General features: G+C 50.8%; 1 protein-coding gene. It reads right to left on the reverse strand.

Going from position 1 to position 323, the window contains the following annotated elements:
- On the reverse strand, positions 1-323 hold a 323-nt coding region (locus AAEZ05_RS28045; RefSeq protein WP_350649823.1), incomplete at both ends, for an FAD-dependent monooxygenase.

Consider the following 323-nt stretch of genomic DNA (forward strand, 5'->3'; position numbering starts at 1 on the left):
GGGCAAAGTCGTGTGACAATTGCTCGCTTAACGTCTGCACATCGAGCATGCCCAGATTCAACCCTTGACCTGCCAGCGGATGCACGCCATGTGCCGCATCACCGATTAAGACCAAATTATCTGCGACATAGCTCTTTGCTTGTTGCGCAGTCAATGGAAAACTCGCGATTGATTCAATCTGACTGATAGCACCTAGCTCATAGTTACTGGCAGCAGCCAATTTATCAGCAATGACGCGCGCGTCCTCCTCTATCAACGCCAATGCTTGATTGCGCGGCAACGTCCAGACTACCGATTGCCAATGTTGTGGGTTGGCTTTATCC

Origin of the sequence: Pseudomonas sp. HY13-MNA-CIBAN-0226, from assembly GCF_040310305.1 — a bacterium.
GTDB lineage: Bacteria > Pseudomonadota > Gammaproteobacteria > Pseudomonadales > Pseudomonadaceae > Aquipseudomonas > Aquipseudomonas gregormendelii.